The organism is Halorubrum sp. SS7, from assembly GCF_005435055.1.
In the GTDB taxonomy this organism is placed as follows: Archaea; Halobacteriota; Halobacteria; order Halobacteriales; family Haloferacaceae; genus Halorubrum; species Halorubrum salinarum.
Window position 1 is genome coordinate 1265 of the sequence record NZ_SGXV01000059.1, and the last position, 219, is coordinate 1483.

The following is a 219-nucleotide window of genomic DNA, read 5'->3' on the forward strand; positions in this document are numbered from 1 at the left end:
CAGGGGGAAGCGACGCGCGTGCGAGGAGTTCGCCACCCCCCGCACGAACCGCAAATCCACGGGGATCGGCGGCTCGGCCACGGGCGGCATCGAGGAGCCCGAGTTCGTCGAGGACCGTGAGGCCGTCCTCCCACAGCCCGATTCCGTATCCCGCGTCTCGCCACTCGGGTACTCGCTCGATAATCGTTGGTTCGACGCCTTGGCGCTGGAGGTATCCCG

1 protein-coding gene is annotated in these 219 nt (G+C 68.5%); it reads right to left on the reverse strand.

Going from position 1 to position 219, the window contains the following annotated elements; genetic code table 11:
* Positions 1–219: FAD-dependent oxidoreductase (locus EXE44_RS22090; RefSeq protein ID WP_369333861.1), on the reverse strand; the 219-nt coding region annotated here is incomplete at both ends.